Source organism: Candidatus Sulfidibacterium hydrothermale (assembly GCF_020149915.1).
Lineage (GTDB): Bacteria > Bacteroidota > Bacteroidia > Bacteroidales > F082 > Sulfidibacterium > Sulfidibacterium hydrothermale.
The window spans coordinates 2185768-2200795 of record NZ_CP083760.1 but is presented as its reverse complement, the minus strand read 5'-3'; the positions used below and the strand labels follow the sequence as shown (position 1 = coordinate 2200795).

Sequence of the window (15028 nt, the reverse complement as noted above, 5' to 3'; positions counted from 1 at the left end):
TCCTTTCAGGAATCCGGGGGCATACAAATACTACTGTCTTTTAGGTTACTTATTCTTACTTATAAGGTCTTGTAATTCTTTATTTCTTAGGTGCATGTCAATATTTGCTATGATGGCTTTGCTGCAATCTTCAAAAAGTTTTTTCTTTTCTTCTTCCAGTTTTTCTTCCGCTTCGGCTTCAGCAAAGGTTTTGGCCAGGTCAATATCGTCCCGGTAACGAAAAGCTGCCTGTTCCACCGCTTCTTCAAATTCCATACCGGGAAAAGCTCTTTTGAGTTCCTTTTCCAATTGTTTTCTTCTCCGGAGTGACATTTTAATGAAGAAGCCCTGGGAGGGTTTGCTTGTGTAGAGAGACAATTGTACTTTCAGTTTATTCGTTGTCTCGGTTAACCGCTTTATTTTCTTCTCATTTTCCTTGAGCAATGCTTGTGTTATAAGGCTTTTTATCCGGACAAACTGTTCCAAAGGGACATTAGCGGAATCCGCTTCCCCCCCCAACTGGCGCAAGTCTTCCCGTCCGGCCCGTGCGGGCCATGAAAAATTTGTTACTTCCTTCTGATATGCAGATTGTTTGGCATACCTCAAACCCAAAACTTTTTCTATCTTTATCCACCGAAAACCAGACAGTATAATAACAGCATGAAAACCCGATACCTGTTTTCCGGCCTCACCCAAAAAGGCTACAACAACATCACCACCTCTTTGGGCAGCGCCGGAGCGAAGAAATATCAGTATAAATTGGGTTTTATGTATTTATGTAGTTTTGATGTTAATTTAGTGGCCCAAGTCAGCCACACACGGAGCTTGCGCACAAGACTTGCGCTAGGGGGGGGAGAAAAATGAGAAAAACAATAAGAATAATTATTATTCTGGCTGCTGTTTTACAATTAGTAGGTGGCTTTTTTGGAATATATGTTTTCTATAAGAGTTCATCTAATACAGGTTATCACTTGTTTGAAGCTTTGTTATCGGTTATACCAATTATACTTCTCAATCTATTAGGTGGAATAACACTATTATGGATAAAAACACCGAAAGGCGTAATTGTATCAGGTGTAAATTACCTAACTCAGTTGTTTCAATTTCATTTCTTTGGCTTTTACTATTTCAATGTGAGTGGACCTTATGTTGGAGTAGGCTTTGTCAAAAAATTGGGACATAGTTTTGCTTTTTGGTGGGATAAAGCTCAATTTATTACTTATGATTTAATACGAGCAGATGGAAATATGAAGTTGTCATATTTAGCAATTAACCTAATTGCGTTGCTCCTCATTTTTACAATAGTGCTTGAATATAAATATAGAAAGGAAGATTTAGTGAAGTAATTTCTGTTTCTACTCCATGCTCCCGCTAACTGGCTCAAGATACTGTGTTAAAATCCAAATTTATTTTCATTTTTTTAATGAGTTTTATTGTAACCTAAAAAAACTTCCGCCCAACTCGCGCAGGTCTTCCCGCCCGGCCCGTGCGGGAGCGAGACCTGGACCATAAGAAATTTGTTATTTCCTTCTTATACACAAATTGTTTCGCATACCTTAAATCCCAAACTTTTTCTATCTTTATCCACCGGAAACCAAACAGCATAATAACAACATGAAAACCCGTTATCCATTTTTCGGCCTCACCCACAAAGGCTACAACAACCTCACCACCTCTTTGGGAAGTGCCGGAGCAAAGAAATATCAGTATAAATTGGGTTTTATGTATTTATGTAGTTTTGATGTTAATTTAGTGGCCCAAGTCAGCCACACACGGAGCTTGCGCACAAGACTTGCGCTAGGGGGGTATAAAATAACTTATAAAGTGAAACAAGATGATTGACAAGGCAACTAAGATTTTGGGAGATAATAAAATTATTTGGTATCAACAACTGCTTATTTTTTTTGGTGTTATATCAGTTTTAATATTTTCTATTGCAACCATTACAACCAGAAATGTAAACTATTTGTTTTTAACCATTATATTGATAATATTTTTTTTATTATTATTAGTTCTTTATTCAAAGTTATATAACATTGATTATGACAAAGATAGGTTCTATCTCAGAAATCTCTTTAATAAGAATGAACAAAGGAGCTCTGAATTTATAGAGATAAAAAGCTCCCTTATCATCCCTTTTATTTATGCTATTCATTTTAGAGATAAAAAATACTATTTCATGAAGAGTTCAAAAGAATATTACAAGAATCTTTTTAAATCAAACTGCCAGTATGTAAAGGAGTTGAATGAAAAAATTAAAAATGAAATTAATTCCGAAAATAAATGAGTTTAGGCCAATCCCCCAACCGGCTCAAGATACTGTGTTAAAATCCAAATTTATTTTCATTTCATTTTCAATATGTTTTATTAATTTTGACACTAGCCGAAAGAAGGCTTGATCTCCACATTACCTGATGTCTATTGATTTGCTTCATAACTTATGCTGCTATATTCTGTTGGTAATTTTCTACATAGAGTGTATCATTTTTCCACAAAGTATAAATTAAACCCCAACTGGCGCAAGTCTTCCTGCCCGACCCGTGCAGGGGCGAGACTTGGGCCATAAAAATTTGTTATTACCTTCTGGTACGCAAATCGTTTCGCATGCCTTAAAACCAAAACTTTTTCTATATTTACTCCGCCGGAACAAAATTCCGCAAGCAGTTATATGAAAACAACTCAGTCATAAAAACAGTGGATTACCAGGGTGATTTTCAGTATGAGAACGGGGTTTTGCAATTTATTGCACAGCCCGAAGGCTACATTTACAAAGATGCCATGGGATACCGCTATGTGTACCAGTATAAAGACCATCTCGGTAACAACCGCCTGAGTTTCATGCGCAATGCCGGCACGGTAGCCATTGTAAAGGAAACCAATTACTACCCCTTCGGCCTCACTCACAAAGGCTACAACAACCTCACCACCTCTTTGGGCAGCGCCGGGGCGAAGAAATATCTGTATAACGGAAAAGAATTACAAGACGGCTTTGGGTTGGATTGGTACGACTATGGGGCGAGGTTTTATGATGCCAGTTTGGGCAGGTGGTTTGTGGTGGATCCAATGGCAAGCGAAAAAAGCTGGGTAAGCCCGTACAATTACTGCCAGAATAATCCTATTTTAAGAATAGACCCTGACGGCAGATTTGATAATCCTATCTATGACACCAAAGGTAATTTTTTGGGAACAGACGATAAAGGTTTACAAGGTGACGCCATTGTTATGGATAAAAGTCATTTTAAACAAGGAATGAAGCATAATGAAGCAGCGGTTTATAATTTAGGAACTGATAATTTGACAAAAGAACAAAAAGATAAAATGGAACAACATTTTTCATCTTTGCCAGGTCGTCCTGATTGGGACGGGAAAGTTACGGTTATAGAAGCGCTATTATGGTATAATACAGGAGGGGGAAAACCATTGTATGTAGATATAAGCAAAATGAATTTTAAAAGTTCTAACCTTACAGTATCTGATTTTAAAGGAAAATCTACATTACGAGTTAATTTCTTTCCATTAAACACGAACAAAGAAGCATTACATAGACCATGAAATATAAATCTAGGTGGTGTTTATGGAACTTTAACATTGAAATTGTTAGATGCCAACGGTAATGTTGATTTAGTTAAACGTGCAGACGGTTCTATTGATAAATTTGATTTTAGCAGAAGTAGTTTACAAAAGATTGCCGATTATTCATATCCCGGCAAAGGTACTGCTTTTCCAATATATGGTTATGGTATAGGACAAGTACGTAATTATTAAATAAATATTTAATGAAAGATTTCAATGATTAAAAAAAAATATCTAATTATTATAACAGTTGTCTTACTTGTTATTATTACATCACTTGTGTATTCATTCTTTAATGATGAGACCACCGATATTTGGTTACCTAGAAAGACAACATTAGAAAAAGACACATCAAACTGGTGTAAGACATCATACCTGCTAACTTCATATAAATTCTATGCTAAAATAAGTACTGATACTTTGAAGAATTACCCAAAATTTGATAAATATTGGGAAGATAGAAATGAATTGCTATGGAAACGTTACAGTAATTTGAAAATAGAAGAAAAACAAGCAATATCAAATTTTTTAAAGTATGAAAAAATGGATACAATAGAACGAAATATACAAACAAAGTTTGTTTCAGGTGTTTATACAATTAATAAAAAAACAAATCATAATAATAATTATTATTATGATTTTATGTTGTTGGGTATTCTTGATACAATTAATAATAGATTTTATTTAATAAAATGGTATCGATAAAAAACCCGCGCAATGGCATACGGTTCTTCTCAAATTGTTTATGGTGTGGCTCAAATAATGAATGAAGCTACGGGAAAGAAAAAAGACTTATCTAAAGGGCCGATTTCTTTAACTGGGGCAGGTATAGATAAAGCTGCAAAAACAGACGGGACTTTTGAAAAAATCGGAGAGGTTATTGAAAATGTTATTAATTTAAAAACAATTTTATCACCATCTTCAACAAAAGTAGAACAAACAGTTAATGATGTTTCCACAATTTTAAATATTACTAACGAAACATTAAGCGAAGACAAAAAGAAAAAACAAAAAGAAAAAATAGATAATTAATAACTATGAATACAAATGTTTTTAAAACAGTATCTTCCTTATATCCAAATATAATTTATTCTTGGTTAATTCGAACAATTGTTATGGTTACAATTTTTTTATATTCAATTTTCGAATTACCGTTATATCTTGGAATTCCATACATATTTATTGCATTCTATTTAATTTTTGTAAAATTCTTTCAATATAAATTATACCGTTTTTTTTATAGAATTGAATTTAATGATGATAAACAGATAATTACGTTTTATTATCGTGATAATATGATTAAAAAAGGAAAATATATTTTGCCATATTCGGAATTAGATATCTGGAGAAGAAAAACTATATTGTCAACATCTATTTTCATAAAAGATAAACGAAAAGAAAAGTTTTTCAGGTATATCGGAGTCATATCCAAAGAATATTTTTTTGGTAATAAATATTGGAATAAAGAATTATTTAATTCATTATCTGAAAAGTTTGATAAGATATTAAATCCCCACTGGCGCAGGTCTTCCCGCCCGGCCCGTGCGGGAGCGAGACCTGGACCATAAAAATTTGTTATTTCCTTCTTATACACAAATTGTTTCGCATACCTTAAATCCCAAACTTTTTCTATCTTTATCCACCGAAAACCAGACAGTATAATAACAACATGAAAACCCGTTATCCATTTTTCGGCCTCACCCACAAAGGCTACAACAACCTCACCACCTCTTTGGGAAGTGCCGGAGCAAAGAAATATCAGTATAAATTGGGTTTTATGTATTTATGTAGTTTTGATGTTAATTTAGTGGCCCAAGTCAGCCACACACGGAGCTTGCGCACAAGACTTGTGCTAGGGGGGGTACACACAAATGGTTGGTTAGAAAGAACTTTACGAACACTATTAACAATATTTCCAAAAAAAATTATGAGTTTGTCGGGTTGAAAGCCCTAAAAAGGTATATCAAAACGTATGAAGTTGTAAAAAATACAAAACAATTAATAGATAATGAGCGGCACAAATAATAAATATGATGGAAATAGATGATCAATTTATTTTTATACTGAAAGATAAAATTAACAACATTAAAAATAGTGAAGGTTCAGGTAACTATATAAGGATTATAAATAGTGGAACATTAGAAAATATTGGTAGGTACATTGATAATCTTAGACCTAAGTCTAAATATCGTAAATATAAACATCAAATACTTGAGTTTGTTGATATATTAGAAAATAACCGAAATTTAAGTAAAAAAGAAGTTGCTGAGTTAATACAAACGTATCTTTCAGAAATTTTTATTTTTCTGGGATCTAAACATTCTTTTATTGACAGATATGCATGGTTTTCAGCAGGAGAATTTAATTTAGTACTCGATGCCATTTTAATATTTGTAGGAATAGGAAAATATTATTATTATATTCCAATATTTACAATTACAGCCGTTATTAGAAATATTTTGAAACAACGCAAAGCAAAAAAAGAAGGAAAATATTTAGATTTTTAAATCTCCCCCCAACTGGCGCAGGTCTTCCCGCCCGGCCAATGCGGGAGCGAGACCTGGACCATAAAAATTTGTTATTTCCTTCTTATACACAAATTGTTTCGCATACCTTAAATCCCAAACTTTTTCTATCTTTATCCACCGAAAACCAGACAGTATAATAACAACATGAAAACCCGTTATCCATTTTTCGGCCTCACCCACAAAGGCTACAACAACCTCACCACCTCTTTGGGAAGTGCCGGAGCAAAGAAATATAAATACAACGGAAAAGAACTGCAAGATGAGTTAAATTTAGGTGCATACGACTTCGGCGCCCGCTTCTATTATCCCGATGTTCCTTTCTTTTGGAGAGACCCTATGGCTGATGAACGAGCTTGGGTATCACCTTATAACTTTGTGCAGGGAAATCCAATAAGTAGAGTTGATCCTGACGGAATGTTAGATGGCGATTATTATGGACGAGACGGGAGATATTTAGGAACTGACGGTAAAGATGATAATAAAGTATACGTTGCCGATAATGTTACAAAAAACGATAAAGGTATTGTAACTAATGCTACAAATTCACAAGAATTATCTATTAATCATTCAGAATATCAAGTAATTTCAAATATTATCAAGCAAGAAAGTGGTTCAACAGATAGAGAAGAATTTTTATGGCTTGCTCATACTGCAAACAACGAAGCAAAAAGGAGAGGAAGTAATATGTATGATTTATTAAATACTGGATATTCATCTGTTGGTGACAAAACAGAACTTTCAACATCTGATAATAGTTTAAGAGCTAGATATGCAAGAGCTGCCGTTAACAATGTTTTATTAGGAAATCCTGATCCAACTGGTGGAGCAACTCAATGGGATGGTATTGATTTTATAATGAAAGGGACAAATCACCCAAAATTCAGACAATATACTTCAATTTTTATTCCTTTAAATACTTTATTTAGTCACATAAGTAAAGTAGTTAGTAGTAAATTTTATCATAATGGTTTCATAAGATATAATGGCAGGGATTATTCCACGCCTTCTATTGACTTTTTTAAACCATATAATTTGTTTTCTTTTGGATTTTACAAGGAAAATGCCGTTGATTATCGACTACCTAAATTAGAAGCAACTGGCGCCAAGGGATTATCTATATTTTGGAAAAAAACATTTTAAGATGAAGAATTTAAAAAATGCAATTACCATGTTAATTTTATTATCTACTTTGATTAGTTGTATAGAAAAAGGAGATAAACAAGACAAACTAAATAAGAATTGGATTAACAATGAAAAAAAAATAATACCAAGAAAACATGAAACATTAAAGGTTAAAAAAAGTAATGGTTTAAAAAATAATGATAAAAAATTAAAATCAAATACTAATAATAAGTATGTTATCAAGGAAAATTATCCATTTTTGTATATATATAATAACAACAAAATTATCAAAAAAATCAATTTACCTTCAAGTGACGAAGTTAAAAATTTTGAATACAAAGGGTTGGTGAATACAGATAAAGGTTTTAACATATTATTTGAGTGGGGAGGCTTTAATTTTAGTCACCAAAATAATTTTGTCTTTAACAATAAATATCTTAATAAAATTGAAATAAAAATTTATAATAATTTAGAAAAAAAAATAATTAAAGATAGCATATTATTTTCTAATCCAATATCAATTAAAAACTTTGATTTAAAAAAAATTTATAAAAAGTATAATAATAAACTTTAAATTATGGATGATAAAAAATTGCATAAAACTATGCCACAAATTATTACATCCTTGACATAGCAAAACTATAACCAAAATAAGCAGCCCCCCCACTGGCGCAGGTCTTCCCGCTCGGCCTAAAACCAAAACTTTCCCTATCTTTACTCCGTAGGAGTCAAACCCCGCCGGCCACAATGATGAAAACGCCGCCATGATAAAAACAACGGAAATCCGGAACAAAGTTGGAGCGCAGCGGAAATCCGCCTCCGGCGCGAATCACCTCGGCAACAACCGCCTGAGTTTCATGCGCAATGCCGGCACGGTAGCCATTGTAAAGGAAACCAATTACTATCCCTTCGGCCTCACACAAAAAGGCTACAACAACCTCACCACCTCTTTGGGCAGTGCCGCAGCGAAGAAATATCTGTATAACGGCAAAGAACTACAAGAGGACTTTGGGTTGGAGTGGTACGATTACGGGGCACGGTTTTATGATGCCAGTTTGGGGAGGTGGTTTGTGCCTGACCCGATGGCGGAGAAAGCACCAAGCTGGACCCCTTACAGATATGCTTTTAACAACCCTGTGAATATTACTGATCCGGATGGTATGTTTGAGGACTGGGTTGAGAAAACCCTTACAGATGGGACTAAAAAAGTTGAATGGGATAAAAATGTGACAAGTTCTGATGATCCCGATTTAAAATCTGGCGATAAATACTGGGGAAAGACAGGCTATGGGGTAGAAGGAACGGGAGAGGACGAGAAACTTGTGTATTATGGATCTAATGGACAAAAAAAGGGTGCAAGTATTGGCTTAAATGAAGTTGAAGTTACCAGTAAAATGACAGATTATCAGAGAACATTATATGCAGGAAATAAATTAGGTATTTATAAAATACAACAAGATTTTCTCGAAAATCCAATTACACAAGCTGCTTTTAATACTTTGTTGTTTGTTGCAATTGGTGGTGTTGAGGGCGTTATGTCTTTGAGAAGTGCAGGGGTAAAGGTGTTTGCTGCTACCAGCACTTCTGTAAAAGAGGCTGCCGGGGCAACAGCAGAAAAAGCAGTTGGAACATTAGCAGGGAAAGCTCTTAAAATAACAAAAGGAGCTCAAGATGCACCTTATGTTGTCGGGACATTTTTAAATAATACAAAAACAGGTCAATGGATTTCTGCATTTGTAGAGGCAAATGCCCCAGTTGGCACTGTTTCTGCAGCACAGACGACTGCAGGTAAAAAAGCAGGTGCAGAAATTGTTAGCAAAACCATAGAACTATTAGAATCGGGAAAAAACAAACGGCAATATCAAAGCAGAAATAAAAAAGAGAAATAAAAAAGAGAAATAAAAAATTATGTTGTACGCATTAGTTATTTACATAGTATCAGTAGCTGTACCTGCAAGGAAAAATTACCTTCAGAGCTCCAAAATTGCAATATGGGTAAAAGCAATCCATTTAATTATCACATCTATTTTATTTATCTACTATTTTAATAATTTTAGAGTAATGCTTTGGAATCTTTATCGCAATGGAGTAAATGGTTTTTACACGATAAAAGGAATTTACGCATTTAGTAAATCAACTGATTTAATTATTGCAGTTTCGTTTTTTATGGTTTCATTTTTTGTCAGTGGCCTTGCTTTAAATTTAGCAGTAAGAGCTAAAAGCAGAAAATTATTATTGCTTTCCTCCCCAATAATAATAGTTGCTACCAGTTTTGATTTGTATAAGTTTGCAATAGTTGAATCTCTTTCTGCAAAAGATAATTTATTTCTTTTGGTTACTATTTCGTATTTAACATTATTTTTCAGCCTTATTAATTTGTTTTATAATATTAAACCAGGAAAAAATATTTTTAAGGTTAGTGATAGTTAACTTGATACAGCCCAACTGGCGCAGGTCTTCCCCGCCCGGCCCGTGTGCAGGCGAGACTTGTGCCAAACAGCATCCAACCATTCCAAGCCGGGAAAAAAGAACAAAACAAAGGGAAAAGGAGAGGTATCACATTCGCTATATCATGTAGCAAAAACGCACACAAAAAGGCTACAACAACCTCACCACTGCTTTGGGTAGCGCCGGCGCGAAGAAATATCAGTATAATGGGGATAATATCCTTATGTCGCGCTCAGGTTAATACAAATCTTGTTGTCTTTCAGGTTACTTATTCCTGTTTATAAGGTCTTGTAATTCTTTGTTTCTTAAGTGTCTGTCAATATTCTCTATGATGGCTTTGCTGCAATCTTCAAAAAGTTTTATCCTTTCTTCTTCCAGTTTTTCTTCCGCTTCCGCTTCAGCAAAGCTTTTGGCCAGGTCAATATCGTCCCGGTAACGAAAAGCTGCCTGTTCCACCGCTTCTTCAAATTCCATACCGGGAAAAGCTCTTTTGAGTTCCTTTTCCAATTGTTTTCTTCTCCGGAGTGACATTTTAATGAAGAAGCCCTGGGAGGGTTTGCTTGTGTAGAGAGACAATTGTACTTTCAGTTTATTCGTTGTCTCGGTTAACCGCTTTATTTTCTTCTCATTTTCCTTGAGCAATGCTTGTGTTATAAGGCTTTTTATCCGGACAAACTGTTCCAAAGGGACATTAGCGGAATCCGTTTCTGTTTGCAACAGGTTTAATTCTTTAACAGAATAGGTTAAAGTCAGTTTTTCTGTCCTTTCTTCTACCTTTTCTTCAGAAGGAACCTGCTTCAGCCGTTTTTTACTGGCCATTGTTCTGCAGGAATCGCTGCAATATTTGGCATTACGTCGTTCTGCGGTAAATTCTGCCCCACAGTATTGGCATTTAAGTTGGTGTTTCATTTTTTATTTACGTTTATTTTATGTGTATTGATGATAAGTTACATTTTGATGTCTGTTTTCCCGGTAATTTACAACCGGTGCATCTGTTCAAGCCGTTCCCGGAGTGCCGTTAGCCTGATTTGGTAAGGTTTAAAGAGTTTCCTACCACAGTAAGTTCTCATGGTAGCCAAATGGCTGTCCACGAACAACGGCATATCTGTAATCGTAGTCCACTTGTTAAGCTTAAGCCGTCCGGAAGGGAGCGTCCTTGCGTTAAAAAAAGTTTCCAGTTCTTCAATATCCCTTTGGTGTTCTGCCAGCAATTGCGGTGAAATACTGTTTTCCGGCTGAAAAACAGGTAAAGCAGTCTGTTCAGTGGTTTCCCGCTCTTTTTTCTCAACTTTTACAACTTCCACCAATTCTCCGGCAGCAGGATATTTCTTTCTACTGCTGTCATCATGAACCGCTTGAAAATCCTGCCAGCGGAAACGAACAAGATAATCCGCCAGATCAAGCCCTTGTTCTTTATCCTTCTCCGATGCCATTTCGTTAAGTAATCCGGAGACATTAAACCGGGAATGGGGCAGGAGCTGTTCCAGTTCGGCAGCGATTTGGCTCCATTTGTCAAAAGCATTGAGGTCAGGAAACAATACAACATGTCTTCCGGCAAGAACCCGGCATTTTTCCGCTTTCAGGTTGGTGATACTTCCCGTAGCCAGCCAAACAAACTGTGGAAGATAAGCACTGGCAATAACGGCCGTCTTTTCGCTTTCTACAATAGCCACCGGTTGTGTACAGTCTTTTAAAAGATGCTCGCCAAAAAAACACTGTTGCAGGAGAAACCCGGCTTTACCGCCGGTATCCGCAGAAAGGTGCGTCCATGAGATATGGCTAAAAGGCTTTTTCACCCTTTTTCCCGTACGGGCATTGTAAAGCATTATTTTTCCCGTTCTGATTTTCCCTTCATAGTCTATTTGCCAAAAGATATTGGCACCCGGCCAAAGACCGGAAGTCCCAATGTGATACCGGTTGACCAACTCATCGGCAAGGTCAACGCCAAAAAGATTCACCAGGAACAACACAAAGTTATTTCTGTAATAATCCGTCAGGGTTTTTTCCAGTGTCTCAACGGAAATGTACGACACCGGCCGGGAAGGCCTTTTTTGGGTTTCCGGCTGGTTTGCCCAGGCAAAGTCTTTTTGAAAACTGTACGCAGGCAGCTCGGGCAAAAAGGTTTTTCCACAGCTGTGGCAATACCCTTTGTCATCATATCCCTTAAACGGCACAAATTTTCCATCCTTGTTGCTTTTCCCACAAGGGCAATATTTTACCCTTCGCCGGTTCTTGTCCAGCTCCAGTTTGGGTAAAGGTTTAGTATATGGATTGCTATGATGCATTTTATTAGATTTAAAGATTCAGGTAAAAGGATTAGTAATTAATGTTTGAAAATGAAAACAGGTGGCACAAGCGGCATAAACGGCACAAGCGGCACAAAACAGACCGGAATTTTAAAAGTTAGTGCCACTTGTGCCACAAATGCCAGGGGTTATGGTTCTATGAAAACTTCTCGTAAACTCCCCGGCTGACATTTTGGAATAGTTCTTTTTGTTTCAGGAACCGCTTAAAAGAACGTTCCGGAACGTTCCGCTCAAGGGCTATCCGGACACCTTCTTCCGTAGTGAACTTTTGAGGCAAAGCACGGAACAGTTCCTTTTTGTCGTTGGGGTACTTTTCCAGCAGGTCACTGTTAGAAATAATGGAATACACCTTTATGGCCGACCGTTTAAAATAGTCCACCAATTTTATGGCCCCGGATACCGCTTTCAGACCAACCGCTTCTCTGTTACTCTCGCCACAGGCCCATTGGAGTAATTCAAGAATCAGGGCAAAACGGGCCACATACATTTCCAGCTTACTGTAAATACCGCTAATGGTTTCATCTTCGGTTTCGTTATAGCGGTCAGCGTTCTCTTTCTGCCAGTCGAAGAGCAGTTTTTTTGCTTCCGGCCGGAACCTTAAGGTTTCCGGTTCCGGGTTATGCGTATTATCTAAAATTAAGGGGATGGACAACAGGTTTGTGAGAATGGTTTGCCAGTTGTGGATTATATCGGGATTGATTTCCGTGTCACTCCAGTAAGGTTTGCGGATATTATCCGGGAAAGCAAAAAGGATCCTGTCGATAAAACCGTTTTGTGTCCGGTTTTCTTTGGCCAGTTCTTTCAGAACCCCGTTTTGGATTGTTCCGGCCACAGAAACAAAAGGAGAAGGAATAAAAACAGGGCCGTTCGATTTCCGGTCGATATTAATGGGCTTACTGTTCCAGGCGCTAAGCCAGAACTCCATTTCGCTTCCTTTGCTGTACCGGTTAAAGTTTTTAAACCAACCGGCCAGCTCATCAACATAAACGCCGATACCCCTTCTGTTGAATTTATGCACTTCTGCCAAAGCCTCGGGAGTGAAGTCGGACAACAGCATTTTTTGCCAAACCGGCTGTACAGGGTCTTCCGTTATGCCCTCGGCTTTTCTCTCCTTTGGAGAAAGCTTCATGATGCTCTCGTATTCCTGCTTCTGTTGTTCGTATTGCCGGTAGGTGGTTTTGTCATGTTCCACGATGGGCTGAATGGCAAAACTCAGCGGATGACTCTTATTCGTGCCGGCGCGGGCAACAATGGCAAGATACAGGACGGCATTTTCCTGAAAACCTTTTTTGATTTCCACTTTATGTGTATTCCCTATGGCCACCGATGCGGCAAAAAGCATGGAAGCAGCAATGAAGTCTACCGGAAATTCCAAACTGTTGTTGGTTTCCGTAATGATATCCTGAACAGGTTTTGGGAATATTTCAACCGGAAAAGAGTTGGTTAGCTTTTCTTGTAATTGATTTACATGGTTAATGAAAGTTGCCGGATTGTTGAGACTCTTGATGTCAAATGTAGAGGGTGTATTCATAATTGTTGTTTAATGATTTGGTGCTAAAGAATGTAGGTCTGGAACTGGAAGCATGGAATCCCATGTTACTTATGCGGGTAAAGCCGTTTGTTTGATTATTCCTCATGGTTTATGCTTTTTTTTGGTTTCTCAAATACATTTCTGCTTCTGACTCGATTTCACTGTTTGTTTTTTTGCGTCCGATTTTCAGGTATTCTATTAATTCAGTCCGGGAAAAATATAGACGTTTGCTTCGTTTCATAACGGGTAATTCTCCTTTTGATACCTTACTATACATAGTCGGCACCGACAGCTTCATAAGTTCGGCGGCTTCTTGTATTGTAAGAAGTTGCTCGGGTAAATTAGCAGGCTGTTCCATGCTTTTATTAAGCAATAACTGTTTTAACTCACTAACTTCTTTTGTGAGTTCTGTAACCGCTTTGGGTAATTGTTCGAATGTTAAAGTTTTTTCCATTGCAAAATATTTTATCTGTTTATTTTGCAATAGTAGGTGGGTGTTTTAGGGCTAAGAGCCCTTTATTCGTCCCTTTTGCGCCCTCTTGAAGATGAAGCTGTTATGATGTGAAAATAGTTTAGCATCAATTTTGCCCATTAAGCCTAATTCTTGTAATCTTTTAACCTGGACCTTATTTTGTCTATATGCTCATAGCTGGTAAACTGAAGAGGGTTTTCTGTGCTTTTCGGATTTAAAATATTGACGTTACCTTTTATTCTTCTCTGGTTTACACCAAAAACTTTTCCTAATTTTTTAAATCCCTCAGACTTTGTCTTGGTAAATTCTTTAAAGAAATAATCAAGATATCCTAATTCTTTTAGGAGTGCAATAGTATATGATATCAATTCTTTTCCAGAATGTTTTTTGATTGTTTTGTAAATGCTTTCTGTTTTGAAATTGTGACTTTCCAGATAATCAAAAAATTTATATTCGTTAAGGCCATTTATTACGAGTTCCGATTGTTCCATTTTTTTAGATGCATTACTCTGAAAGATGGGGGTTGTTTGTTTGTCTATATCGTTCATTTTCTTCAACATGGTAATAAGAAAATTGAGTTGAGAGCGTATGTATATAAGAATTCTTTTGCCTGTTTTATTTCTTGAATCAAAGTATTTAACCGGATTGGAAAGTAAATCAAGATATATTAAAATGGTCTTTCTCATAAATTTTGTTTCAAACGGAGTATGTTCATCAAATACAGCTTTTTGATAGTCGTCTTGTTTAAATAAAGCAATGTATTTTTCCGAGCGGTAAATAATGTCCATTAATACCACGCTGTTAAAATTTTCCCAAAATCCTTCCGTGTTAGCTGCAATTAACATTTTTTGTTCATGGTTGAGTTTTTCCCAAGGGTTGTCCTGTTTAGCGATTATATCCAGATAATCCCGGTACTTAATCTTTACATTACCGTTCTCCAGTATAAGTTTATCCATTGGTATTTTTAATGTGTATTTCCAGGGTAACTCTCCTGTGTTCAGAAAATGTGTTATTATTTCATCTCCATCCATTTCTTTCCAGTTCATAGGCTGAATTTACTTTTTATTAT

20 protein-coding genes are annotated in these 15028 nt (G+C 36.4%); 14 read left to right on the top strand and 6 right to left on the bottom strand.

Going from position 1 to position 15028, the window contains the following annotated elements:
- Positions 1-45 precede the first annotated feature (45 nt).
- Positions 46-288 (bottom strand): hypothetical protein, encoded by a 243-nt coding sequence (locus tag LA303_RS08935; protein WP_240524933.1) that lies wholly within the window; start codon positions 286-288, stop codon positions 46-48.
- Between the two features lie 351 nt (positions 289-639).
- On the opposite strand from LA303_RS08935, the gene LA303_RS08930 reads away from it, so the two are divergent.
- From LA303_RS08930 to LA303_RS08865, 14 genes are all read left to right on the top strand, one after another.
- Positions 640-843 carry a hypothetical protein gene (locus LA303_RS08930; protein ID WP_240524932.1) on the top strand — a complete coding sequence of 68 codons (204 nt, stop codon included), beginning with the start codon at positions 640-642 and terminating at the stop codon, positions 841-843.
- The gene (locus LA303_RS08925; RefSeq protein ID WP_240524931.1) at positions 840-1325 is read left to right on the top strand and encodes a hypothetical protein; all 486 of its coding nucleotides are present in this window, start codon (positions 840-842) and stop codon (positions 1323-1325) included. Before LA303_RS08930 ends, LA303_RS08925 begins: the two co-directional genes overlap by 4 nt.
- 268 nt (positions 1326-1593) lie before the next feature.
- Positions 1594-1821, top strand: coding sequence for a hypothetical protein (locus LA303_RS08920; RefSeq protein WP_240524930.1), 228 nt, complete (start codon positions 1594-1596; stop codon positions 1819-1821).
- Complete coding sequence (locus LA303_RS08915; protein WP_240524929.1) at positions 1814-2266, top strand: hypothetical protein; 453 nt, start codon at positions 1814-1816, stop codon at positions 2264-2266. The genes LA303_RS08920 and LA303_RS08915 overlap by 8 nt, the downstream gene beginning before the upstream one ends.
- 407 nt (positions 2267-2673) lie before the next feature.
- Positions 2674-3531, top strand: a complete 858-nt coding sequence (locus LA303_RS08910; RefSeq protein WP_240524928.1) for an RHS repeat domain-containing protein — start codon at positions 2674-2676, stop codon at positions 3529-3531.
- 36 nt (positions 3532-3567) lie between these two features.
- A complete protein-coding gene (locus LA303_RS08905; protein WP_240524927.1) occupies positions 3568-3744 on the top strand; it encodes a hypothetical protein in 177 nt (58 codons plus the stop codon).
- 24 nt (positions 3745-3768) lie between these two features.
- Positions 3769-4257: a hypothetical protein gene (locus LA303_RS08900; RefSeq protein WP_240524926.1), complete on the top strand. Its 489-nt coding sequence runs from the start codon at positions 3769-3771 to the stop codon at positions 4255-4257.
- A gap of 12 nt (positions 4258-4269) precedes the next feature.
- Positions 4270-4584, top strand: coding sequence for a hypothetical protein (locus tag LA303_RS08895; RefSeq protein ID WP_240524925.1), 315 nt, complete (start codon positions 4270-4272; stop codon positions 4582-4584).
- 5 nt (positions 4585-4589) lie between these two features.
- Positions 4590-5120 (top strand): hypothetical protein, encoded by a 531-nt coding sequence (locus LA303_RS08890; protein WP_240524924.1) that lies wholly within the window; start codon positions 4590-4592, stop codon positions 5118-5120.
- Positions 5121-5582: 462 nt separating this feature from the next.
- On the top strand, positions 5583-6059 hold the full coding sequence (locus LA303_RS08885) for a hypothetical protein (protein WP_240524923.1): 477 nt from the start codon (positions 5583-5585) through the stop codon (positions 6057-6059).
- Between the two features lie 165 nt (positions 6060-6224).
- Positions 6225-7220, top strand: a complete 996-nt coding sequence (locus tag LA303_RS08880; protein WP_240524922.1) for an RHS repeat-associated core domain-containing protein — start codon at positions 6225-6227, stop codon at positions 7218-7220.
- A 1-nt stretch (position 7221) separates the two neighbouring features.
- Positions 7222-7776 carry a hypothetical protein gene (locus tag LA303_RS08875; RefSeq protein ID WP_240524921.1) on the top strand — a complete coding sequence of 185 codons (555 nt, stop codon included), beginning with the start codon at positions 7222-7224 and terminating at the stop codon, positions 7774-7776.
- A 190-nt stretch (positions 7777-7966) separates the two neighbouring features.
- Positions 7967-9091 (top strand): RHS repeat-associated core domain-containing protein, encoded by a 1125-nt coding sequence (locus tag LA303_RS08870; RefSeq protein WP_240524920.1) that lies wholly within the window; start codon positions 7967-7969, stop codon positions 9089-9091.
- Positions 9092-9110: 19 nt separating this feature from the next.
- Positions 9111-9632, top strand: coding sequence for a hypothetical protein (locus LA303_RS08865; RefSeq protein WP_240524919.1), 522 nt, complete (start codon positions 9111-9113; stop codon positions 9630-9632).
- A 282-nt stretch (positions 9633-9914) separates the two neighbouring features.
- Here the strand turns inward: LA303_RS08865 and LA303_RS08860 are convergent, their stop codons facing one another.
- From LA303_RS08860 to LA303_RS08840, 5 genes are all read right to left on the bottom strand, one after another.
- A complete protein-coding gene (locus tag LA303_RS08860; RefSeq protein WP_240524918.1) occupies positions 9915-10559 on the bottom strand; it encodes a hypothetical protein in 645 nt (214 codons plus the stop codon).
- A gap of 68 nt (positions 10560-10627) precedes the next feature.
- Positions 10628-11935: a DUF6965 family protein gene (locus tag LA303_RS08855; protein ID WP_240524917.1), complete on the bottom strand. Its 1308-nt coding sequence runs from the start codon at positions 11933-11935 to the stop codon at positions 10628-10630.
- 157 nt (positions 11936-12092) lie between these two features.
- Positions 12093-13487: a YfjI family protein gene (locus LA303_RS08850; protein ID WP_240524916.1), complete on the bottom strand. Its 1395-nt coding sequence runs from the start codon at positions 13485-13487 to the stop codon at positions 12093-12095.
- Between the two features lie 109 nt (positions 13488-13596).
- Positions 13597-13941, bottom strand: a complete 345-nt coding sequence (locus tag LA303_RS08845; RefSeq protein WP_240524915.1) for a helix-turn-helix domain-containing protein — start codon at positions 13939-13941, stop codon at positions 13597-13599.
- A 143-nt stretch (positions 13942-14084) separates the two neighbouring features.
- The gene (locus LA303_RS08840) at positions 14085-15005 is read right to left on the bottom strand and encodes a hypothetical protein (RefSeq protein ID WP_240524914.1); all 921 of its coding nucleotides are present in this window, start codon (positions 15003-15005) and stop codon (positions 14085-14087) included.
- Between the last annotated feature and the right edge of the window lie 23 nt (positions 15006-15028).

Bases quoted from the DNA above. Each gene is read 5' to 3' on its own strand.
- LA303_RS08845 (WP_240524915.1), bottom strand. From the start codon at position 13,941: ATGGAAAAAACTTTAACATTCGAACAATTACCCAAAGCGGTTACAGAA.
- LA303_RS08865 (WP_240524919.1), top strand. From the start codon at position 9,111: ATGTTGTACGCATTAGTTATTTACATAGTATCAGTAGCTGTACCTGCA.
- LA303_RS08900 (WP_240524926.1), top strand. From the start codon at position 3,769: ATGATTAAAAAAAAATATCTAATTATTATAACAGTTGTCTTACTTGTT.
- LA303_RS08875 (WP_240524921.1), top strand. From the start codon at position 7,222: ATGAAGAATTTAAAAAATGCAATTACCATGTTAATTTTATTATCTACT.
- LA303_RS08915 (WP_240524929.1), top strand. From the start codon at position 1,814: ATGATTGACAAGGCAACTAAGATTTTGGGAGATAATAAAATTATTTGG.
- LA303_RS08930 (WP_240524932.1), top strand. From the start codon at position 640: ATGAAAACCCGATACCTGTTTTCCGGCCTCACCCAAAAAGGCTACAAC.
- LA303_RS08925 (WP_240524931.1), top strand. From the start codon at position 840: ATGAGAAAAACAATAAGAATAATTATTATTCTGGCTGCTGTTTTACAA.
- LA303_RS08895 (WP_240524925.1), top strand. From the start codon at position 4,270: ATGGCATACGGTTCTTCTCAAATTGTTTATGGTGTGGCTCAAATAATG.
- LA303_RS08840 (WP_240524914.1), bottom strand. From the start codon at position 15,005: ATGAACTGGAAAGAAATGGATGGAGATGAAATAATAACACATTTTCTG.
- LA303_RS08920 (WP_240524930.1), top strand. From the start codon at position 1,594: ATGAAAACCCGTTATCCATTTTTCGGCCTCACCCACAAAGGCTACAAC.
- LA303_RS08890 (WP_240524924.1), top strand. From the start codon at position 4,590: ATGAATACAAATGTTTTTAAAACAGTATCTTCCTTATATCCAAATATA.
- LA303_RS08860 (WP_240524918.1), bottom strand. From the start codon at position 10,559: ATGAAACACCAACTTAAATGCCAATACTGTGGGGCAGAATTTACCGCA.
- LA303_RS08885 (WP_240524923.1), top strand. From the start codon at position 5,583: ATGATGGAAATAGATGATCAATTTATTTTTATACTGAAAGATAAAATT.
- LA303_RS08870 (WP_240524920.1), top strand. From the start codon at position 7,967: ATGATAAAAACAACGGAAATCCGGAACAAAGTTGGAGCGCAGCGGAAA.
- LA303_RS08880 (WP_240524922.1), top strand. From the start codon at position 6,225: ATGAAAACCCGTTATCCATTTTTCGGCCTCACCCACAAAGGCTACAAC.
- LA303_RS08850 (WP_240524916.1), bottom strand. From the start codon at position 13,487: ATGAATACACCCTCTACATTTGACATCAAGAGTCTCAACAATCCGGCA.
- LA303_RS08855 (WP_240524917.1), bottom strand. From the start codon at position 11,935: ATGCATCATAGCAATCCATATACTAAACCTTTACCCAAACTGGAGCTG.